At 73.9% G+C, this 20858-nt stretch carries 16 protein-coding genes; 7 read left to right on the forward strand and 9 right to left on the reverse strand.

Going from position 1 to position 20858, the window contains the following annotated elements; all coding sequences use genetic code 11:
• Positions 1 to 67: 67 nt before the first annotated feature.
• Together cofD and P0Y31_RS12280 are read left to right on the forward strand one after the other, a co-directional pair.
• Positions 68 to 1042, forward strand: a complete 975-nt coding sequence (cofD, locus tag P0Y31_RS12275) for a 2-phospho-L-lactate transferase (protein ID WP_275869729.1) — start codon at positions 68 to 70, stop codon at positions 1040 to 1042.
• 2 nt (positions 1043 to 1044) lie between these two features.
• The gene (locus P0Y31_RS12280; protein ID WP_275869731.1) at positions 1045 to 2082 is read left to right on the forward strand and encodes a coenzyme F420-0:L-glutamate ligase; all 1038 of its coding nucleotides are present in this window, start codon (positions 1045 to 1047) and stop codon (positions 2080 to 2082) included.
• A 112-nt stretch (positions 2083 to 2194) separates the two neighbouring features.
• Here P0Y31_RS12280 and P0Y31_RS12285 read toward each other — a convergent pair whose 3' ends face one another.
• Positions 2195 to 3178: a DNA-3-methyladenine glycosylase 2 family protein gene (locus P0Y31_RS12285; protein ID WP_275869733.1), complete on the reverse strand. Its 984-nt coding sequence runs from the start codon at positions 3176 to 3178 to the stop codon at positions 2195 to 2197.
• Positions 3179 to 3270: 92 nt separating this feature from the next.
• On the opposite strand from P0Y31_RS12285, the gene P0Y31_RS12290 reads away from it, so the two are divergent.
• On the forward strand, positions 3271 to 3975 hold the full coding sequence (locus P0Y31_RS12290) for a DUF3105 domain-containing protein (protein WP_275869736.1): 705 nt from the start codon (positions 3271 to 3273) through the stop codon (positions 3973 to 3975).
• A 136-nt stretch (positions 3976 to 4111) separates the two neighbouring features.
• Here the strand turns inward: P0Y31_RS12290 and P0Y31_RS12295 are convergent, their stop codons facing one another.
• Genes P0Y31_RS12295 through P0Y31_RS12310 form a run of 4 tightly spaced genes read right to left on the reverse strand, consistent with a single transcriptional unit; the run spans position 4112 to position 9002 of the window.
• Positions 4112 to 4978: a methyltransferase domain-containing protein gene (locus P0Y31_RS12295; RefSeq protein ID WP_275869738.1), complete on the reverse strand. Its 867-nt coding sequence runs from the start codon at positions 4976 to 4978 to the stop codon at positions 4112 to 4114.
• A gap of 9 nt (positions 4979 to 4987) precedes the next feature.
• Positions 4988 to 6022: a lysylphosphatidylglycerol synthase domain-containing protein gene (locus P0Y31_RS12300; protein WP_275869740.1), complete on the reverse strand. Its 1035-nt coding sequence runs from the start codon at positions 6020 to 6022 to the stop codon at positions 4988 to 4990.
• Positions 6022 to 7911 (reverse strand): glycosyltransferase family 4 protein, encoded by a 1890-nt coding sequence (locus P0Y31_RS12305; protein WP_275869743.1) that lies wholly within the window; start codon positions 7909 to 7911, stop codon positions 6022 to 6024. Before P0Y31_RS12305 ends, P0Y31_RS12300 begins: the two co-directional genes overlap by 1 nt.
• Positions 7908 to 9002 (reverse strand): glycosyltransferase family 2 protein, encoded by a 1095-nt coding sequence (locus tag P0Y31_RS12310; protein WP_275869745.1) that lies wholly within the window; start codon positions 9000 to 9002, stop codon positions 7908 to 7910. The genes P0Y31_RS12305 and P0Y31_RS12310 overlap by 4 nt, the downstream gene beginning before the upstream one ends.
• 76 nt (positions 9003 to 9078) lie before the next feature.
• Between P0Y31_RS12310 and P0Y31_RS12315 the strand changes: the two genes are divergently transcribed.
• Entirely contained in the window at positions 9079 to 9867 is a 789-nt protein-coding gene (locus tag P0Y31_RS12315; protein ID WP_275869747.1) for an inositol monophosphatase family protein, read from the forward strand.
• A 16-nt stretch (positions 9868 to 9883) separates the two neighbouring features.
• On the opposite strand, the gene P0Y31_RS12320 is transcribed toward P0Y31_RS12315, so the two are convergent.
• The gene (locus tag P0Y31_RS12320) at positions 9884 to 11995 is read right to left on the reverse strand and encodes a hypothetical protein (protein ID WP_275869749.1); all 2112 of its coding nucleotides are present in this window, start codon (positions 11993 to 11995) and stop codon (positions 9884 to 9886) included.
• Positions 11996 to 12029: 34 nt separating this feature from the next.
• Here P0Y31_RS12320 and P0Y31_RS12325 point away from each other — a divergent pair, with 34 nt between their 5' ends.
• Positions 12030 to 12743, forward strand: a complete 714-nt coding sequence (locus P0Y31_RS12325; protein WP_275869751.1) for a TIGR03089 family protein — start codon at positions 12030 to 12032, stop codon at positions 12741 to 12743.
• Positions 12744 to 12749: 6 nt separating this feature from the next.
• Here the strand turns inward: P0Y31_RS12325 and P0Y31_RS12330 are convergent, their stop codons facing one another.
• Positions 12750 to 14429 (reverse strand): peptidoglycan-binding protein, encoded by a 1680-nt coding sequence (locus P0Y31_RS12330; RefSeq protein ID WP_275869754.1) that lies wholly within the window; start codon positions 14427 to 14429, stop codon positions 12750 to 12752.
• A 327-nt stretch (positions 14430 to 14756) separates the two neighbouring features.
• On the opposite strand from P0Y31_RS12330, the gene P0Y31_RS12335 reads away from it, so the two are divergent.
• Entirely contained in the window at positions 14757 to 15557 is an 801-nt protein-coding gene (locus tag P0Y31_RS12335; protein ID WP_275869756.1) for a CoA transferase subunit A, read from the forward strand.
• A gap of 1 nt (position 15558) precedes the next feature.
• Positions 15559 to 16197, forward strand: a complete 639-nt coding sequence (locus tag P0Y31_RS12340) for a CoA transferase subunit B (RefSeq protein ID WP_275869759.1) — start codon at positions 15559 to 15561, stop codon at positions 16195 to 16197.
• A gap of 115 nt (positions 16198 to 16312) precedes the next feature.
• Here the strand turns inward: P0Y31_RS12340 and P0Y31_RS12345 are convergent, their stop codons facing one another.
• Both P0Y31_RS12345 and P0Y31_RS12350 read right to left on the reverse strand, forming a co-directional pair.
• Positions 16313 to 18319 (reverse strand): SpoIID/LytB domain-containing protein, encoded by a 2007-nt coding sequence (locus P0Y31_RS12345; RefSeq protein ID WP_275869762.1) that lies wholly within the window; start codon positions 18317 to 18319, stop codon positions 16313 to 16315.
• 58 nt (positions 18320 to 18377) lie between these two features.
• Positions 18378 to 20849 carry an FG-GAP-like repeat-containing protein gene (locus P0Y31_RS12350; protein WP_275869764.1) on the reverse strand — a complete coding sequence of 824 codons (2472 nt, stop codon included), beginning with the start codon at positions 20847 to 20849 and terminating at the stop codon, positions 18378 to 18380.
• Between the last annotated feature and the right edge of the window lie 9 nt (positions 20850 to 20858).

Below are 20858 nucleotides of genomic sequence, written 5' to 3' on the forward strand. Positions count from 1 at the left end.
CGGCCGACCCTGGTCCTCGACCCGGCCGGATGCGGGTCCGCCACCGCGCCCTGACACACTGGCCGCCATGCGCATCACGGCACTCGCAGGCGGCGTCGGAGGGGCCCGTTTCCTCCGCGGCCTGCGCGCCCACCTCGACCGGACACCCGAGCTGGCGGACAGCACGACCACCGTCATCGGCAACACCGGCGACGACATCACCCTCTTCGGCCTGCGCGTCTGTCCCGACCTCGACACCATCCTCTACACACTCGGCGGGGGCGTGCACGAGGGGCAGGGCTGGGGGCGCGCGGACGAGACGTTCCGCGTGCAGGGCGAGCTGGCGGCATACGGCGCCCTGCCACAGTGGTTCCACCTCGGCGACCAGGACTTCGGCACCCACATCGTCCGCTCCCAGTGGCTCGGCCAGGGCCTGACGCTGTCGGAGGTGACCGCGCGGCTCGCCGAGCGGTGGGCGCTGCCGCAGCAGGGGGTCACCCTGCTGCCCATGACCGACTCCCCCGTCGAGACGCACGTCGTCGTCGACGAGGGCGAGGGCCCGCAGGCGGTGCACTTCCAGGAGTGGTGGGTGCGGATGCAGGCCGCGGTGCCGGCGAGCCGGTTCGTGGCCGTCGGCATGGACCGGGCCACCGCCGCGCCCGGCGTGCTCGACGCGATCCGGCAGGCCGACGTCGTGCTGCTGCCGCCGAGCAACCCCGTCGTCTCGATCGGCATCATCCTCGGCGTGCCCGGCGTGCGCGACGCGCTGCGCGGCACCAGCGCGCCCGTCGTCGGCGTCTCCCCGCTCATCTCCGGCGCACCCGTGCGCGGGCACGCCGACGCCTGCCTGAACGCGATCGGGCTCGAGTCCACGACCGCCGCCGTGGCCGGGCTCTACGCCGACTTCCTCGACGGCTGGCTCGTCGCACCCGACGACGCGGACGCCTTCGCCGGCCAGCGGTTCACCGTGCGCGGCCGCCCGCTGCTCATGACCGACGTCGGCGCCGCCGCCGACATCGCCGGCGCCGCGCTCGACCTCGCCCTCGAGCTGCGGCAGCGCTGACCGTGCCGCTCACCCTCACCGCCCTGCCCGGTATGCCGGAGGTGCCGGCGGGCGCCGACCTCGCCGCGCTGCTCCTGGCCGCCGTGGGTGCCGCGGGCGAGCGCCTCGCCGAAGGCGACGTGCTCGTGGTCTCGAGCAAGGTCGTCTCCAAGGCCCTCGGGCTGTGGGCGGAGCCGGGCGCCGACCGGGAGGCCGTCATCGCCGGGCAGACCCGGCGCGTGGTGGCCGAGCGGCGCTCGGGTGAGCGGGTGACCCGCATCGTGCACGCAGCGGCCGGGCCGGTCATGGCTGCGGCCGGGGCGGACGCCTCGAACACCGGGGCGGGCGACCGCCTCCTGCTGCTGCCCGACGACCCCGACGCCGACGCGCGCCGGGTGCGCGCCGACCTGATGGCGCGCTCCGGGTGCCGGCGCCTGGGCCTGGTGCTCAGTGACACCGCCGGGCGTCCGTGGCGTGCAGGCCAGGTCGACTTCGCGCTCGGCGCCGCCGGTCTCGCCGTGCTCGACGACCTGCGTGGCGGGGTCGACGCCGACGGCCGCGCCCTCTCGGTGACCGCACGGGCCCTGGCAGACGAGCTGGCCGCCGCGGCCGACCTGGTCAAGGGCAAGGCCGACGGGGTGCCCGCCGCGCTGGTCCGCGGTGCCGGCGGCTGGGTGGTCGAGCCCGACGGCGACGGCGCCGCGGCCCTGGTGCGCACCGGTCGCGAGGACTGGTTCGACTACGGCCGCGCCGAGGCGGTGCGGGCGAGCCTGGGCGTCGAGCCGGGCACGCCCGCGGCGGCCCACTGCGGCATACCCGCCGTGCACCCCGAGCCGGTGGCCGACCGGGTCAGCCGCGCGGTGCGGGTCGCGCTGCACGACCTGCCCGACGTGGGGGTTGACGTCGGGAGCCGCGACGTGCGCGTCACGGCAGACGAGCCGTTCACCCTCGGGCGTGCGGTGGCCCGGCTCGAGGTGGCGCTGTGGGGCGAGGGCCTGCGCGCCGAGCTGACGTCACCGCCCGACGTCGTCGAGGCCGTGCTCGCGATCACCGAACGCTGAACATCGCTGTCTCACCTCGGCACTCAGCAGAGGTTGCTGCCGCTGAGCCAGGTTGCTAGCTACCCCTACGGCAGCAACCTCAGCTAGCAGAAGTTGCTGCAGGACAAGCCGGTCAGCGGGGGCGGGTCGGCAGGTGGCGACGCGGCGCCATCCTCGGCCCACGTCGCGGTCGCACGGCGCCGTCGAGCTCGAGGAGCCGCTGCACGCGGTAGCGGTGCCCGGCATACGGCTCGAGCAGCTCGGCGCAGGCGTCGTCGTCGAGCGCCTCCCCCGTCAGCGCCCAGGTGATGTTCTTGGCCACGTGGTAGTCACCGAAGCTGACGGAGTCGGGGTCGCCGAGCGCGCGCTGGGCCACCTCGGCAGCGGTCCAGACGCCGATGCCCGGGATCGTCCGCAGCCGCCGGTGCGCCTCCTCCAGGCCCAGCGACGCGGCCTCCTCGAGGCGTCCGGCGCGCTGGGCGGCGCGCACCGCCGTGCCGGAGCGGGCGCCGTCGACGCTGGCCCGCAGCCACTCCCACGACGGGATCGTGGCCCACGTCCTCGGGTCGGGCGCGACCCACAGCCCACGGGCCGCGCCGGGCCCGGGCGCGCGCTGGCCGTACCTGCGCACCAGCACGCGCTGCGCCGAGAACGCCTCCTGCCCGGTCACCTTCTGCTCGATGACCGCGGGCACCAGCGCGTGCATCACCAGGCCCGACCGCGGCACGTGCCACCCGGCATACTGCGCCCTGGCCCGCGCCACCTGCGGGTGGTGCGCCACGAAGCCGTCGGCGTCGTCACCGTCACCGAGCAGCGCCGGCACCTGGTCGAGCACCCACTGCGCACCGGGCCCCCACGCGCGCGCGACCACCTCGTCGTCCGAGGGCCGGGCCTGCAGGTGCAGCGTGACGGGGCCGAGCGTGGTCGGGAGCCCGAGCCACCACCCCTGCCCCTGGTCGGTCTCGAAGGTCGGGTCGCCGCTCCCCCGCCGGAAGATCGTCAGGATCGCGCCGAGCGAGACCGGCCGTCTCGGCCGCCACACCCGCTCCACCCCGGGCGCGGGGTCGGGCGCAGGGTCCGGTGCAGACGTGCGGGCCGGCGGACGGGACGGGGACACACGGACAGTCTGACCCGTTGCACCGGCGAGGCCGCACATCGGCCCTGCGTAGACTGCGCGCGAACTCCAGTACCCCCGAACGCGAGGATCCCGTGAGCAACAAGAAGGCGAGCCAGGACCGCAAGGCGCGACTGGCAGAGGTCCAGAACGCCCAGAAGGCCAAGGAGAAGCGAGTCGTCGTCGGCATCGTCGTCGGCATCCTCGTCCTCCTGGGCGGCCTGGGCGCCGTGGTGACGTACGCGATCAACGACGCCAAGAGCCAGCAGCTGCCCAACCTCGGCGTGAGCGCCGCGGCCGCCTCCTGCGACCCCGTCGCCTCGGACTCGGGCGAGGGCCAGGGCGAGCACATCGGCCCGGGCACCCCCAAGGCCGACCAGCTCACCGCCGAGTACACGACCGTCCCGCCGTCGAGCGGACCCCACTTCGCCGCCCCGGCGGTCAGCGAGCGGAAGTTCTACACCGCCGCGGACCGCCCGCCGCTCGAGACCCTCGTGCACAACCTCGAGCACGGCTACACGGTGCTCTGGTACGACGGCGAGAAGGCCAAGGGCAAGGAGCAGCTGCTGCGCGACATCGCCGAGCAGGGCAACAAGCAGCCCGAGGCGCAGGACAAGTTCCTCGTCGTCGAGTGGGACAGCTCGCGCGGGGCCTTCCCGGCCGACAAGCCCTACGCCCTCGCGCACTGGGCCAAGGACACCGGCAAGCGCCAGATGTGCGGCGACCTCTCCGGCGCGGTGGTCGTCGACTTCATCAGGAAGTACCCGGCCAGCGACACCCAGGAGCCGGGCGCGGCCTGACCCGCCCCTCGGCACCACGACGACGGCGCCGGCCCCCTCGGGGGCCGGCGCCGTCGTCGTGTCGCAGCACTGTCGTCGTGTCGCAGCACTGTCGTCGTGTCGCAGCACTGTCGTCGTGTCGCGGCGCTGTCGCCGCCTACCGGCGGCGGAAGGTCAACAGGATGAAGGTGTAGTCGAGGCCGAGCCGGGCCCAGCGCACCGGCCGCTCGCGGTGGGCCAGCGCCTCGTCGGTCAGCTCGCCGACGAGCTCGAGGCCGACGCGGTCGGCGGCCGCCACCAGCTCGCGGATCTGCGCCGGGTCGAAGATCCGCACCGGCGTGCCGTATGCCGTGAGGCCGGCGGTGTCAGGCGGGTTCTGGTCGTAGTCGGTGGAGACGCACAGCACCCCTCCGGGGCGCAGCACCCGGGCGGTCTCGGCAAGGAAGGGCTCGACCGGCACCCCGTGCTCGATGACCGACATGCAGGTCACGGCGTCGAGCGAGCCGTCGCCGAGGCCGGTGGAGGTCACGTCGCCGTAGCGGAACTCCACCCCGTCGCGGAGGGTGGGCTCGCCGAACTCGAGGTTGATGCCGAGCAGCGAGCCGGGCTCGGACCCGAGGCCGTAGAGCCGCAGCCACGGCAGGACCGGCGAGTACCGGGCGCTCCCGGCGTCCATGACGCGCGCGGCACGCGACCCGTCGTCGGCGAGGGCCAGCACGGCCGCGACGGCCCCGAGGGCGTCCCAGTTCTTCGGCCGGTCGCGGTGCAGCGGCAGCCGGAGGTGACGTGCCTCGGCGACGGCCTTCTCCCACTCCGCCCGGGTGCGCAGCACCCCGGTCGGCGGCACGGAGGTCGGCACCGGGCGCGACTCCCCGTCGCGCTCCTGCAGGCGCCGCTCGACCCGTCGCTGGACGGCGACGCGGCCCCACAGCAGGCGCTCGGCGCCCCGCTTGGCCACGCCGAGGAGACGCCCACCGGGCGGGGCGGCGACCTGGGCCGCGGACTGGTTGTCGGGAGTGGTCATGGGAGGAACCTATCCGCCTGCCGGGTTGTGGCCCGACGCCGTGGACGCGTCGGGCACCTCGTCGTCGAGCTCGAGCAGCACACCCTCCGCGACCCGCTCGCGCCGCGAGGTGACCAGGTGGTGCGAACGGGCCCACAGCCAGCCGGCGGCCGCGAAGACGATGTCGCTGACCACGGTGAGGAACCGCGACAGCACCACCACGGCGGTGGCCGCCGAGGTCGAGGTCACCGGGGCGAGCAGGAGCACCAGCAGTCCCTCGCGCGCGCCGACCCCCGCGGGGAGCACGAACGTGAACATGGCCAGCGACGAGGAGAGCACGAAGCCGCAGATCGACACCAGGGCCAGCCGCTGCGGGGACACGACCGCCTCGTCGACACCGCGGACCAGCACCCAGGCGTGGGCCCCCGAGGCCAGCCAGGCGCCGATGAAGCAGGTCGCCGAGACCAGGACGGCACGACCCGACAGGCTGTGCTCGAGCGGCTCGCGGCGCATGAGGCGCAGCCCCAGCGCGATCCCCCAGTTCAGCAGGCGGGGCCAGAGCAGCACGGCGAACAGCGGGAGTGCGAGCACGAAGGCCAACACGACCGCCTCGGTGTCGTCGCGCCCGAAGAGCAGCGGCAGGGCGGGCAGGCCCACGGCCAGGCCGCAGATGACCGCGATGCCGAGGGTGATGAGTCCGACGACCGCCGAGCGGCGCCGCGGGATGTGCAGCCGTGCCCCCATCTCGGCCTGGGCAACGATGCTCCACACGGAGCCGGGCACGTACTTGCCGAGCTGGCCGACGAAGAAGATGCCGCCGGCGGGCGCGAGGTGGAGCGGGGAGCCGAGGTCGGCGAGCAGGGTGCGCCAGCCGAGCATCGTGAGGATCGGGGCCAGCGCGACCAGCCCCGCGGCCAGCAGCAGCGAACCGGCGTCGATCTTGCGCAGGTCGGCGGAGACCTCGGTCCAGTTGCGGGCCACGGCGACGGCCACGGCGACGGTGACCAGCACCGCCAGGGTGATGCGCAGCGTGTTGAGCACCCGATGGCGCGGCACCGCTGCCATCAGCGCCTCCGGAGCGTCAGCCGCAGCAGGCCGTAGGCCGCGTCGGCCGAGGTCGAGGCGCTCGCGGCGCGGCGCATCCGCTCGGTGATGTCGCGGTCGAGGTCGCCGACCAGCACGAAGCCGAGGTCGTGCGCGCGTGCCAGGACCCCGCGCACGTCGGCCGGGCCGAGGGCGCCCTCGGCCCCGGACGGTCCGATGGGCAGGGTGAGCAGGAGCAGGCCGCCGGAGCGCAGCGCCCACGACGCCTGGCTCATGGCCTCGTCGACGTCGTCGGCGTCGCAGCCGCCGGGGTGCAGCCTGGCGATGACGTCGAGCGAGGCCGTGTCGACGTCGAGCACCTCGACGGAGGACCGCCCACCGGTCAGGTCGAGCTCGACGGGCGCGAAGCCGATGGCGCGGACCCACCTCGACAGCGGTGAGCGGCTGCCGGACTCGTCGACGATGACGGCGCTGCGCCGGCCGTCGTCGCGGACCCGGACGATCGCGGCCAGGGCGCCGAGCGCGGCCCAGGCGGCGATGCCGTCGCTGCAGCGGGGCAGGCCGGCCCGGCGCGCGACGTCGCGCGCGTCGTCGGCGTCCTGGGCGTCGGCGAGCACGTCCGTGGCCCGGATCCACTCCGGGAGGTCGGAGGCCTGCAGCGACAGGGTGGGCCGTCGGGCGGCCAGGGCGCTCCGCGCGCGGTCGACCGCCCGGGCCGGCAGCGAGGCGAGCGGCGGCCGGGGCGGCTGTGGCGCGGCCTCCTCCACGACGTCCTCCGCCGCCCCCTCCGAGGAGGCGAGCGCCTCGAGGGTGCCGACGTACGTCGCCCACGGCCCGGAGAGGTCGGGGGCGTCGACCGCGGACCGCAGCTGTGCGGCATACGAGGGGTCGGCGAGGCGCTCGAGCGCCGCCACGAGCGAGTCCTCGTCGTCCGGGGGCACGAGCAGGCCGTCGACCCCGTCGCGCACCTGGCTCCCGAAGGTGCCCACGTCGGAGGCGAGCACGGGCAGGCCGTGGCTCAGGCCGAGCAGGACGTTCTGCGAGGCCGTGGCCGTGCGGTAGGTGAGCGCCAGCACGTCGTGGCTGGCGAGCAGGGGGGCCAGCCGGTCGGCCGGCACGTAGCCGCTGTGCACCTCGACGCGGTCGCGCAGGCGCGGGTCCTGGGCCAGTGCCTTGACGCGCTCACCGGCCTCCCCCCACATCTCGCCGGCGACCGTCAGGGTGGGGCCGGGCACCCGCGCCAGGGCGCGCATGAGCAGGTCGACGCCCTTGTACTCGCGGACGATGCCGAGCGCGAGCAGGCGCGTGGGTCCCTCGTAGGCGGGGCGCTCGGCGGGCGCGCCGCCGGGCAGGTGCGGAGGCAGCTCGGCCAGCGACACCCGTGCCGCGCCGAGCTCGTGCGCCAGGCGGGCCTGCTCGGCCGAGTGCACCAGCACGGCGTCGACCCGCTCGAAGAGCCGGCGCACCAGGGCCCGGTCGCCCGGGTGGGTCTCGTGCGGCAGGACGTTGTGGGCGACCACGACCGACCGGGGTGCGTCGGCGCTGCGGCTGCCGACCCCGGCCGCGCGCAGCATCGCGAGGTGGGCGGGCACGACCGCCGGGATGACGTGCACGACGACGACGGCGTCGAACCCGCGCAGCCGACGGCCGGTGCGCACCCAGGTGTCCGGCCGCGCCCAGCTCAGCGCGCGCACGGTGCGCGGGAACGGCGGCACGTCCGGCGCACCGCCCGGCACGGCCTGCTCCCCCGGGTAGAGCCGGCTCGGGTATAGGTGCGACCACGACACCAGCGTGACGTCGTGACCCGCCTCGGCCAGCTCGTGCGCCAGCGTCGTCGTGTGGGCAGCCACGCCCCCCTTGTAGGGGTGGGTCGGCCCGACGACGGCGACCCGCAGGGCCGCCGCGCTCACACGCCCTCGCGGGATCTGACGACGAGGTCGGCCAGCAGGGCCAGGGTGCCGATCATGATGCCGCTGATCACCAGCAGGACGGTGCTCGCAGGGAAGTAGAACGGGTGACGCACCATGTCGACGACGCCCTTGACCACGCCGATCACGAACAGCCACAGGGCCGGCGGCATGAGCACCTTGAGCGGGTCGAAGTACATCACCATGCGCAGCACCTGGAGGATGTAGCGGTAGGCGTCACGCGCGAAGTGGAACTTCGACTCGCCCGCGCGCTTGGCGTAGGACGTCGGCACGTACTTGATGTCGTGCTGGTTCTGCAGGAACGCCAGGGTGATCGTCGTGACGCACGAGAACCCGGGCGGCAGCAGCCGCAGGTAGGGCAGCGACACCTCGCGCCGGAACGCGCGCAGCCCCGAGTTGAGGTCGGGGATCTTCTGGTTGCTCAGGCGCTCGGCGATCTTGCGGATCAGCCACTTCGCCGGCACCCGGGCCCACTTGTGGGTGCCCTCCTCGGTGGTGCGCGCGCCGACGACCTGGTCGTAGGACTCGTCGTCGCGCAGGATCCGCACCAGCTCGGGGATCCGCTCGTTCTCGTAGGTCATGTCGGCATCGGTCCACACGACGATCTCGCCGTAGGCCTGCTGGGTGCCGATGCGACGGGCCGTGCCGCTGCCACCGTTGCGCCGGAACGGCATCACGCGGATGTTGGCGTAGCGCTGGGCCGCGTCGTTCAGCACCTCGAGGGTGTTGTCGGTCGACGCGTCGTCGATGCAGAGCAGCTCGTAGGTGAACTCGCTCGCGTTCATCGCCTCGGTGATGCGGTCGATCTCGCGCAGCACGTGCTCGCCCTCGTTGAAGCAGGGCAGCACGATGGTGACGTAGGGCCGCGGCTGCGTGCCGCCCGTCTCCTGCGGTCCGGCCTCGGTGGCCGTCGGCGTCTCCTGCGCGGGCGCCCGGAGCGCGTCCTCGTATGCCGGCTGGCCGGCCGGCGCTGCCGGGGCACCGAAGCCGGCGTCGACGGGGAGGGGCTCGGTGGGCGGGGACGCTGCCGGAGCGGGCGCCGAGGGGGTGTCGGTGGCGGTGTGCTCGTTCATCGTGCTCAGGAGCCTACCCGGCACGTGGGGCGCCCTGATTAACGCCGAGCCGGGCCCGTGTGGAACGGTGGGACCCGTGGACACCAACGCGGTGCTTGACCTGATGAAAGACGTCGCGGCCGAGGTCATCACGCCGCGGTTCCGCTCCCTCGCCTCGGGCGAGGTCATGGAGAAGAACCCGGGCGACCTGGTCACCGTGGCGGACCAGGAGTCCGAGGTGCTGCTGACGCGGGCCCTCAACGCCGCCTACCCCGACGCCTTCGTCCTCGGCGAGGAGGTGACCTCGGTCGACCCGACCGTCCTCGAGCGCTACCTCGCCGCCGACCACGCCTTCACCGTCGACCCGGTGGACGGCACCAAGAACTTCGTGCACGGCTCACCCGACCACGCCGTGATGGTCTCGGAGACCCGCGCCGGCGAGACGGTGCGGGCCTGGATCTGGCAGCCCGAGCACGAGGTGGCCTGGGTCGCCGAGAAGGGTGCCGGCGTCTGGCGCAACGGCGAGCACGTCGTCCGCAAGCCGGTGGCCGACGCCGACGAGCCCCGTGGCTGCACGTCGATGTGGCCCCTGCGCGGCCACTCCTTCGGGCCGATGCCCCCGCTCGTCGGGTCGTGGGTCTGCTGCGGGGTCGACTACCCCAAGCTCATCGAGGGCGCCGTCGACTACGTGCTCTACGGCCGCAACAGCCCCTGGGACCACTCCCCCGGCTCGCTGATGGTGCGCGAGGCCGGCGGCTGGGTCGGGCACCCGGACGGCACGGTCTACGGCCCGCGCAGCCGGGTCTCCGGCATCATCGTCGCCGCCGACAGGAGCACCTTCGCCCACGTGCGCCGGCACGCGGGCGAGGCCCTCGCCCGCCGCTGAGCCGCAGGCCCCAGGGTCAGCGGGCCGGGGCGAGCCACACCTGCAGCGGCAGGGTGACGAGGTGGTCGGGCCGGCGCTCGAGCAGCCGGGGGTCCTCCAGCACCGTCGTGTCGAGCACCTTCTCGACCTCACCTGACGAGAGGGATCGCACGCCTTCGTCGGAGTCGGCGCCGAGCAGCACCAGGCGCATCCCCCGGTCCTCGACGGCCCGGCTCACCCGGGTGACGGCGTCGGCGAGCGCCTCCCGGTCCTTGCGCAGCGCCCCGGTGGTCGACAGGGCCGACACCCCGCACTGGCCGCGCAGCACCTGGGGCCACTCGTTGGCGGCGCGCGAGTCGACCATGAGGGCCACGTCCCCGGGGCGGAACGAGCGGCACACCTGCTCGACGGCGGCCAGCTCGCCCTTCTCGACGCGCTCCGTGGCGTGCGGCCAGGTGGCGAGCGCTGTGGGCACGAGCAGGGCGAGCACCGCCAGGGCGCTCGTCGCCACCAGCACCGGGGCCGGCATGCGGCGCGCCGACCAGCGGGTGCACACCGCCGCTGCGGCCACGACCAGGAGGATCACCGTCGGCAGGGCGATGACGAGCCGGCGGTCCGCCCACGGGTGGTCGGGGGTGATGCCCGGGCGGTACCACGTCAGCACCGAGGAGCCGAGACCCACGAGGAGCGGCCCCACCCACGGCTGGAGGTCGCGTCCGGCGGTCCAGGCGCGCAGCGCCCGGCGCACCAGTGCCACCGCGGCAACCAGGGCGATCACCAGCGCGACGGGCCCGACCCACCACGACATCCAGACCAGTGACTGCTCGGCGTAGGTGCGTCCGCCGTCGACGGGCAAACCCTGGCGGAGCTGCAGCCCCGCCACCACCCGCGAGCCGGGGTCGGCCGCGGACTGGCGCACGGTCTGCCACAGCGGCCGGCTGGCCAGGACGAGGGCCACGAGCACGACGGCCGCGGCACCCGCCCGGAGCAGCCAGGGCGCGGCGGCCGCAGGGAGCCGGCGGTGCCGCCCCGCCCGGAGCAGGGCGGCACAGACGACCACCACGGCGACACCGAGGGCGACCAGGGGCAGCAGCGAGCCTGCGATGCTCCTGAGGTACTCGCTCGAGGTCAGCCAGGTCAGCCCGAAGGCGGCCGCCGCGGAGCCACCGGCTGCCAGCAGGAGCGACCGGGCGTGGGGCTGGCGCTGCGCCGCGGCGAGCGCGGCCACCGGCACGAGGAGCACGACCTCCCTCAGGCTGTCGACCCTGACGAGGACCCCGGCCCCGACGAGTCCCCCGGCCACGGCGGCCGCAGCGCGGGCGACCGCCACCTCCCGCGCGCGCGCCGCCCGGGACGCCTGCACGAGCGCCGCCATCGCCGCCATGAGGACCAGCACCGCCAGCGGCTCGCTGTAGGTCGACCGGTTCACGTGCAGGAGCGGGAAGCACAACGCCAGCCCCAGCGCCGCCAGGGGCGACCAGCGCGGCCCGACGGTGAGGGCAGCGAGCAGGCCGAAGGCGAGGACGCCGAGCCCCCCGAGCACGGCGGGGGCCCAGAAGGCTGCGCCGGCGCCGCCGAGCCACCACGCGAGCGAGTACCACGCGGACGGCCCGATCGGGAACTGCGGCTGGATGGCGGGGTCCTCGGGGGTGCCGACCTGGTAGAACGCCGGGCTGTCGAGCGTGATGCCGTCGATGCGCAGCACGTCCGGTCCGCCGACCGACTCGGGTGAGAGCTCGATCGGTCGCTCGTGCCCGCGCGCCAGCTCGAGCGAGGACTGCAGGTAGCTGCCGGAGTCACGCCGGGGCAGGACCTGCTCGGAGTGGGTGAGGCCGGCCCACAGGGTGGTGCCCAGCGCCACGACCGCCAGGGCGAGCGCCACCCAGACCGGCATGGGGCGCGATGGGACGAGGGCGGCGACCCGGACGGCGACGGCGGCGAGCACGAGCAGGACGACCGCCGCGACGAGCGGTTGCCACAGGCCGGCCAGGGCGAGCAGCCCGCAGGCGGCGGCGCCGAGGAGCACCCAGGCGGCCGCGGCGACCACCACCCGCCCGACCAGCCAACCGGCGAACGCCTCTCCCCGCAGGAGCGGCAGGTCGGTGGGCTCGGTGGCCATCGGGTAGCTGCGGGGCGCGCGGCTGCTCACGGACGGCCACGCTATCGCTCCTAGGCTGGGGGCCATGCGCGCCCCACGCACCCCTGCCGAAGTCCTCGCCGAGATGCTCCGCTCCGACCCCGCCAAGCCGCGGGTCACGTGGTACGACGACACCCCGGGACCGACGGCGGGTGAGCGGATCGAGCTGAGCGCCAAGGTGCTCGCGAACTGGGTGAGCAAGGCCGCCAACGCCCTGCAGGACGAGTTCGACGTCGCCCCCGGGTCGACTGTGCGGCTCGCCCTGCCCCCGCACTGGCGGGCGCTCTACTGGGCGCTGGGCGTCTGGTCGGTGGGCGGGTGCGTCAGCCTCGAGGACGGGGACGCCGACCTCACCGTCACCGACGACCCGGAGGTCGCCGGTGACGCCACCGCGGCCGTGCTCGTGACGCTCCCCGCGCTGGCCCGCTCGGCTCCGGGCGGTGCGCCCGCCGGTGTCGTCGACGAGGCGCGCGAGCTCCCCTCCTTCGGCGACCAGTTCGTCGCCTGGGAGGAGCCGTCCGCGGACGACGCCGCGCTGCGCACGTCCGCCGGCACCACGGCATACGGCGCCGTCGTGCCCGGGCAGGACTGGCCGCTGGGCACCCGCCTGCACACCCGCTCCACCGACCTCGAGCAGGTGCTGCGCGACGCGCTCGCCGTGTGGGCGCTCGACGGCTCCCTCGTGCTCTCGCGCGGGCCGGCCGAGGCCGAGCGCGACCAGGCTCGCGTCGAGGCCGAGGGCGTCACCCGGGTGGGCTGACGCCGGTCAGCGACGGCGCAGCTCCGCCTCGAGCGCCTGCCAGGTCAGCGAGGCGACCACACCGGTGCGGGCGATCTTGGCGCGCCCCTGGAGCGCCTTGACGGCGGCCTCGGTCTGCGGTCCGAACATGCCGTCGGCCCCCACCCGCAGCGCCTTCTGCAGCACCACCACGGCGGTGCCCGTGGAACCCTTCTTGAGGACGGTCCCCCGGTACGCCAGCAGCGGGTAGTCGCGGGCCTCGAGGGCCTTCCACACCTTCGCGTCGGTCACGCCGGTGGCCTTGAGCTTGTGCGCCTTCTGGAACGCGGCGACGGCCGCGGTGGTGCGGGGACCGTAGTGGCCGTCGACGGCCAAGCCCCCGAGGGCGCGCTGGAGCACGCGCACGGCGGTGCCCGTGGACCCCTGCCGCAGCACCACCTTCGAGACGGCCGTGTATGCCGTGGTGGACGACGGCTTCACGGCCACCTTGGGCGGGGTGCTCTGCACGGGCGGCCGGGCCGTGCCGCGCGAGGGGGTCGAGGCGGTGCCGGCGCCCTGCCCCATCAGTGCCTTCCACGTCGACGCCGACACGATGCCGTTCACCGTGAGCTTCGACCGGCTCTGGAACGCCCGCACGGCGACGTCGGTCTGGGGGCCGAAGTGGCCGTCGGCGGTGATCTTGAGGGCCTTCTGGAGGGCGACGACCGCGGCGCCCGTGGACCCCTTCCGCAGGGTCGTGCCCGCGTAGGGGGCGAGCGGCGAGGTGGCCGGCTTGGCTGCCTGGGGCGGGGTGGCCGGCTTGGCCGTCGTCGACGGGGTGGCCGGCTTGGCGGCGCCCGGCTGCACCGAGCCGCGGGCCGGCACCTTGCCGAGGGCGACCATCCTGGCCCAGGTGGCCGCGTCGAGCCGGCCGGTGACCGGCACCTTGTTCGCCGCCTGCCACTTCTTCAGCGCCGCCAGCGTGACGGGGCCGAAGTGGCCGTCCGCCGGCACGCCGATCACCTTCTGGGCGAGCGCCACGTCGGAGCCCGTGCTGCCCTGCACCAGGATGGCGTAGACACCGGTCGGCGCCGTGGGAGGGGCGCTCGGGCTCGGCTTCGCCGGCGCGGGGCCGGGGTCGATGGTGGTGACCGCCTTGCCGGTCCACCAGGAGGTGCGCTTCATCGCGCCGTCCCACGTGAACGAGAAGTGGATGTGGTCGGTGTGGGGCGAGGAGCCGGAGTAGGCCGCCCACCCGCGCGCCGGGTCGTAGGCGCGCCACATCCGCTTGTTCCAGATGATGTACATGATCCCGAAGCGCCGGGCCATCGCGCCCGGCCTGCCCTGGGCGTCGGGCGCGGTCAGCCACGTGACGACCGAGTCGGCGATGGCCTTCTGGTCTGCGTTGCCGGCGTTGAGCATCCAGTCCCACGCGCGGCCGTCGGAGTGCTCGGTGACCCCGCTGTTGCAGCTCCGCTCGATGTACCACGGCGCCGCCGAGCCCACCTTGTAGTGCGCCACCATCAGCTCGGCGAAGGCGACCACGCCCGGCTTGGCGTGGGGGTCGCAGACCTTCTGCCCGTTGTAGGGCGGGGCGATGTCGAGGGCGGTCGGGAGCGACTTCGTCGGCGGCTTGGGCACGGAGGCCGCCTGCGCGCCACCCGCCACGAGGGGCACACCGAGGACGGGGATGGACAGGGCACCGAACGCGCGGGCGGCGAAGGACACGGGCACTCCTTGTGACGTCGCCACCTCGGGTCGCAGGGGGCGGATCGGTACGCAAAAGGCACAACACCCAGAGTCCCCAGACGTCCCTGCAGTCCCCGAGCCAGACATTTGTCCCACTGGTTCAATCAGGCCACAACCGCTTCCGTCGAACTACAGACGTGGAATTTCGCTCCCCATCGGCCGAACGGCTGATGCCGTCCAGGGCGCGTCCGCGCCGGGGATGCCGGAACCGGCCCGTTGGACGTGTGGCGGGACCACGTGCCTCGGCGCGAGCGGTGGCGCGGGCCCACGCCCGGTGCCGTGAGTCGCGGCGCTAGAGTCCGGCCCATGGACAAAGTCGTCTCCTCAGCATCCGAGGCCATCGACGGGATCGTCGACGGCTCCTCCCTCGCGGTCGGTGGGTTCGGCCTGTGCGGTGTGCCCAGCGTGCTCATCGCCGCGCTGCACGACGCGGGGGTGAGCGACCTCGAGGCCATCTCCAACAACTGCGGCGTCGACGACTGGGGACTCGGCATCCTGCTGCGCGACAAGCGCATCCGGCGCATGGTGTCGTCGTACGTCGGTGAGAACAAGGAGTTCGCCCGCCAGTACCTCCAGGGCGAGCTCGAGGTCGAGCTGACGCCGCAGGGCACCCTCGCCGAGCGGCTGCGCGCCGGCGGCGCCGGCATCCCCGGCTTCTACACGATCACCGGTGCCGGCACGCAGATCGCCGAGGGCGGCCTGCCGTGGCGCTACAACACCGACGGCTCCGTCGCGGTGGCCTCGCCGCCCAAGGAGACCAAGGTCTTCGAGGTCGACGGCGAGGAGAAGGAGTTCGTCCTCGAGCGCGCCATCGTGGCCGACTTCGGCCTGGTGCGGGCGTGGAAGGGCGACCGGCACGGCAACCTCGTCTTCAACAAGTCGGCCCGCAACTTCAACCCGCTGTGCGCCATGGCCGGACGCGTCACCATCGCCGAGGTCGAGGAGCTCTACGAGCCCGGCGAGCTCGACCCCGACGAGATCCACCTGCCCGGCATCTACGTGCAGCGGGTGCTGCCGCTGACGCCGGAGCAGGCCGCCGAGAAGCGCATCGAGCGCCGCACCACCCGCCCCCGCCCCGCCGCGGCCGACCAGAACCAGGAGGCCTGAGATGGCCCTGACCCGTGAGCAGATGGCGGCCCGCGCGGCCGAGGAGCTCTCCGACGGCGCCTACGTCAACCTCGGCATCGGACTGCCCACCCTCGTGCCGAACTACGTGCCCGACGACGTCGAGATCGTGCTCCAGTCCGAGAACGGCATCCTCGGCGTCGGCGCGTATCCCTTTGAGGGAGAAGAGGACCCCGACCTCATCAACGCCGGAAAGGAGACCGTGACCCTGCGCAAGGGCTCCTCGTTCTTCGACTCGGCCACCTCGTTCGGGATGATCCGGGGCGGCAAGGTCGACGCCGCGATCCTCGGCGCGATGCAGGTCTCGGCCAAGGGCGACATCGCCAACTGGATGATCCCCGGCAAGATGGTCAAGGGCATGGGCGGCGCGATGGACCTCGTCCACGGCGCCAAGAAGGTCATCGTCCTGATGGAGCACAACGCCAAGGACGGCTCCTACAAGATCGTCGACGAGTGCTCGCTGCCCTACACCGGCCGCGGCGTCGTCGAGCGGATCATCACCGACCTGTGCGTCTTCGACGTCACCGACGACGGCCTGGTGCTGCGCGAGCTGGCCCCCGGCGTGACCGAGGACGAGGTCCGCGAGCGGACCGAGCCGGCGTTCACGGTCGACCTGGCCTGACCGGCGCACCGGACCACGACGCGAAGGGGCGGGACCCTGCTGGGTCCCGCCCCTTCGCGCTGCCCGAGCCAGGCGTGCCGGGCGTGCCAGGTATGCCGGGTGTGCCGTCCGGGCGTCAGCGCAGCAGCGCGTACAGGCCCGACCACCCGGAGCTGACCTTGAAGCGGGTGCCGACGCCGCCCCTGCCGTTGCCGGGCCACACCCAGAGGGTGCCGGCCGCGTCGCGGCCGATGATGTCGGCCTTCCTGTCCGAGCCGGCGTCCCCGACCGAGAACAGCGTGTCGTAGCCGTTCCAGCCGCTCGAGACCACGACGCGGGACCGGAAGCCGCCCTTCCCGTCGCCGGGGTACAGGAAGAGCGTGCCGGCGCTGGAGCGGGCCAGGACGTCGCTCGAGCCGTCGCCGTTGAAGTCCCCGGGGCTGAAGACCTGGGTGAAGGCGCCCCATCCGCTGCTCCCCACCTTGAGGCTGCCCTTGAGGGCGCCGACGCAGTTGGAGCTGTGCAGCCAGAGGGTGCCGTCGTCGGCCCGCCGGGACATGAGGTCGGTGCAGTTGTCGCCGTCGAAGTCGCCCACCGGGAAGGCGAGGTTGTAGACCTGCCACCCGGAGGCGACCTTCCTGCCGCCGGAGATGCCCCCACCGTCGCGGCCGGCGTAGTAGTAGAGCGAGCCGTCCGGCCAGATGGCCATGACGTCGGCGAGACGGTCGAGGTTCCACGTGCCCGCGGTGAAGGCCAGCCGCATGTCGCGCCAGTCGGAGGAGTTGACGGTCTTGGCGGCGGTGAACGTCCCGTCGCCACGGCCCCGGTAGAGCCACAGCACGCCACCGTTGGCGTGGACGGCGACGATGTCACCCCGGCCGTCGCCGGAGAGGTCGCGCGGGAAGGACGGCGAGGACACGAGCGAGTCCGGCTTGAACCACTCGCTCTTCAGCCCCAACCCCATGCGGAACCCGTTGCCGCTGACGGTGACCGAGCCCTTGGTGCCCTCGAGCACCACGGTCCTCACCCGCCCTCCCCACTCGCCGTTGCCGTCACGGGCGGTGACGCGCAGCTGGGTGAACGTGCCGACCTGGGGCCACGCCGACTCGATCGCCGAGGCCGAGACCGACGTGCGCCAGTCGTGGTTGGGGTTGGCCGCGACACCGTCGTAGGGGTCGGACTGGGCCAGGAGGTACGGCTTGCCGCCGTCGGCGCTCCACCCGCCGCTGGACGAGCTGAACTCGGTGAAGGCGGTGGCGCCGTTGTACTTCAGCACGACGCCCGCGGTGGCGGCGATCGCGTTGTTCGTCGAGGCGTACTCGTAGGTGGTGGTCGTGCCGCCGCTGGTCAGCGAGTAGCCGTTGAAGACCTGGCACTGCTGCGTGGGGCAGGTGTCGTAGAACGCCGCGTTGCGCGGGTGCTCGCGTCCGTAGTTGGCGTAGCTGCGCGCCGCCACCGCCTGCGCTCCGAGGGCGTTGGCGTCCCACGAGGCGGGCATCTCGCTGGGGACGACGCTGCGCAGGTAGAGGTCCATCGGCAGCGCCGCGATCGGCACCAGGACCTCCTCGCCCGGGTCACCGACCAGCGCGCCGCGCACCTCGCCCCGGTAGGCGCGGACCGCCCCGGAGGTCGCGATGGCCCGGGTCAGCCCGGTGCTCGGGTTCGTGATGTTGATCTGCGGGCCCGGCGGGGTCTGCGGGGACGTCTTCACCGACCCGTCGGCGAGCACGTACTGCAGGACCGGCTTCGACGCGACTCCCGGCCGCAGCGCCGGGCGCACCACGCGCCACTCCCTGACCGCCACGCCCCCAGAGGTCTCGTGGGGCAGGGAGAACGAGCTCGACTGCGAGTAGGCGCTGCCGAAGGACGCCCGCAGCCCCGCCTCGGCGACGACCCGCGTGGTGTTGGCGAGGTGCGCCCGCACGTCCACGCGGATGAGCGGGTTGCCGATGGAGGTCCTGTCGGTGTTCGGGTAGTAGAAGTCGACGATCTGCTGCCAGGTCCTGCCCTGCCGCGCGGCGCCGAGCGCGCCGTACTGCGACATGCCGTGGCCGTGGCCCCAGCCGTGGCCGGACAGGTACATGGTGCCCGACGGCGGTCGCGGGTAGGTCTCCTCCGCCTGCGCCGGAAGCGCCGTCGCCACGCCCGCAGCCAGGAGCACAGCCCCTGTCGCGACGGTGGCGACCAACCGCCGCACTGGGCTAACCGATGACATGTCCTGCTCCCTGGTTCGTGTGGACGGACTGGCGCGACGCCTCGAGCGTCCCCGTCCGCGTGCCTGCGTAGAGCCACAGCTTTCCGGCCGCTCCGGCCGCCATGACGTCCTTGTAGCCGTCGCCGTTGAAGTCGTCGACGCCCACGATGCGCGTCAGGTCGGACTGCGCGGACTTCAGGACGGTCTGGTCGAGCAGCGTGGACCCGGCCCCGGCCCCTCGGTAGAGGACCAGCGACTTGGTGCTGGTCAGCGCCACGATGTCGCCGTTCGCGTCGGCGTTGAACGAACCCGCCCCGGCGATGCTGACCATGCCTCCCCAGCCCGTCGCGATGCGGAAGCGCGGCAGGAACCGCAGCGAACGCGTCATCGGGTAGAGCCAGACCTCACCGGTGGAGGTGCGGGCCACCACGTCGGGCACGCCGTCGCGGTTCATGTCGGCGACCGGCTCGATCATGGTGAACTCGTTCCACCCGGTGCCCATCACCACCGGCGCGTTGAAGCGCCCGTTGCCACGGCCGCGGAGCACCTCCAGCGACCGGCGGGCCGGGACGCGCACCACCATGTCGGCATACCCGTCGCCGTCGATGTCGCCGGCGATCCTGGCCAGGTCGGCGCCGGGCACCGGGTCGAGCGCCTCCGAGTCCGCGAGGTCGCGGGCACCGGTGCCGGGGTACAGCAGGAGCGCGCCGTTGTAGGTCTCGGGGTACACGCCGAGGATGTCGACGCGGCCGTCGCCGTTGAAGTCGACCCCGGAGGACAGGCCGTTGAGCTCGTGCCAGCCCGACCCCCAGTAGTTCCACCGCTCCCACGTGCCGCGGCTGCTCGTGTAGTAGGTGCGCATGCGGCCGCCGGGCTCGCGGGCCAGCAGGTCGGGGTTGCCGTCGCCGTCGAGGTCTCCGCCGCCGTCCGTCGCGGTGACGGTGTCCCAGCCCCGGCCCCAGAGCACACCAGCCGCCACTCCCCCGTCGGCCGTGCCGGCGAACATCCGCTGCTCGCCGGTGCCGGAGTCGGTGGCAAGCAGGTCGGGTCGCCCGTCGCCGTTCAGGTCGCCCATGGACAGCAGGCCGCGGTACGACCCCCAGCCCGGGTCGAGGAGGCGGGAGGCGCTGAACACCCCGTTGCCCTGACCGGGGTAGAGGCGCAGCTCGCCGCTCTTGGTGATGCCGAGCAGGTCGTTGTGCCCGTCGCCCGTCCGGTCCCCGGCCGGGACCAGCTCACGGAAGAGGTTCCACCACGTGCCGTACGTGGTGCGCTCCAGGAAGCCTCCGCGGCCGTCACCGCGGTAGACCCGCAGCCGCCCCGCTCCCGGCTCCACGCCGAGCACGTCCGGCTTGCCGTCGCCGGAGACGTCCGGCGTCATCGTGACCAGCGTCAGGCCGTTCCACCCGCTCCCGATGCGCGTCCACGAGCGCACGGGCTTGACGTTGTGGCCCCTGGAGAGGCGCAGGGCGCCCTGCGTGCCCGGCGAGGCCGGCAGGGTGACCACGTCCGGCTGCGAGTTCCGGTCGACGTCGCGGGCCACCGGCGTGGGGGCCAGCGCCCCCTGGAGGGCGGTCGCCGAGCTGCGGATCGACGGGAGCCGGGCGTAGAGGCTGGCGCCGGGGCACGCCGTCTGGAACCCGTCGCGGTGGCCGGAGATGCGGTTGAAGGTCTTGCCGCCGGCGACGACGGTGCCCGTGGCCGGGATCCCGGCGAGGGTGAACTTCCACGCGAAGAGCTTGGCCAGCGCGCTCGTCACCGCCGACGGCACCGCCGTCGACTCGTAGTTGCCCACCACCGACGCCCCGGTCGACCACGAGTTGAAGTTCTTGGTCTGGGCCCCGATGACCGCCTTGTCGATGCCGCCGTAACGGCCCTCCCAGATCCTGCCGAAGCGGTCGACGAGGTAGTTGTAGCCGATGTCGCTCCAGCCCTGGCCGCTCACGTGGTACGTGTAGATGCCGCGGATGATGCCGGGGACCTGCTCGGCGGAGTAGGTGTTGCTGCCGTCGGTGTGGTGCACGAAGCCGAGCTGGACCTGCCCGTAGGACGGGCTCCCGGTCCGCTTCGACTCGTCGGCGCCCCACTGTGCACGCGTGTAGATCGTCGGTTTCGCCGCGGCGGCCGAGGCCGAGGCCGGCGGCCCCGACGCGGCGGGGGCGTCGGCCGGCGACGTGCCCGGGTCGATGACCTCGACCCGCGCGTCCTCGGGGAGGCTCCCGTCGCTCGAGACGATGCGGACCTCGACCTGCTCGGCCGAGGTCACGACGAGGGGGGCCGAGCCGCTGCGCGCGCCGGCGCCCTCGGGTCGGCCGCTGTCGGGTCCGTGGTCGTCGTCGACCTCGAGGTCCTGCCACGGCCCCCACGTGCCGGCCGTGCGGACGCGCGCCTGCGGGGTGTCGCCCGGTGAGCCTGCCGCCCACGTGGCCCCCACCACGGCCAGGTCCGTCGGCAGGTCCACCGGTGCGGCTGACAGCACGGCGCCCTC

The sequence above is a fragment of the Knoellia sp. 3-2P3 genome, assembly GCF_029223115.1.
GTDB lineage: Bacteria > Actinomycetota > Actinomycetes > Actinomycetales > Dermatophilaceae > Pedococcus_A.